The sequence below is a fragment of the Priestia sp. SIMBA_032 genome (genome assembly GCF_046535215.1).
Classification (GTDB): Bacteria; Bacillota; Bacilli; order Bacillales; family Bacillaceae_H; genus Priestia; species Priestia aryabhattai.
The window spans coordinates 1-245 of sequence record NZ_JAWRXD010001343.1; the positions used below are offsets into that span (position 1 = coordinate 1).

At 66.1% G+C, this 245-nt stretch carries 1 protein-coding gene; it reads left to right on the forward strand.

Annotation, left to right across the window (positions count from 1 at the left end; translation table 11 throughout):
• Positions 1-245, forward strand: a 245-nt coding sequence (locus SB717_RS38680) for a hypothetical protein (RefSeq protein WP_410908544.1), incomplete at both ends; no start/stop codon positions are given.

A 245-nucleotide genomic window follows, 5' to 3' on the forward strand; every position in this document is an offset into this window, starting at 1 on the left:
CACGATGTCATCGTTTACCGGCTCGAGGGCGAGGTGGATCCGGTGCTCGCGTTCGAGACACCGTTGCGCCTCGAACAGCACGAGCAGACCCGCACGGGTGAGAGATGGATCCTCGAAGCACCCCTCGACGTCGCGCCGTCGCACGAGCCACAGCTGCCCGATGCGGTATGGGCGGAGAACGGCGAGGACACGGTGCGGGTCGTCGTTGAGGCGAGCGTGCGCCGCGACAACGATGCCACGATCAT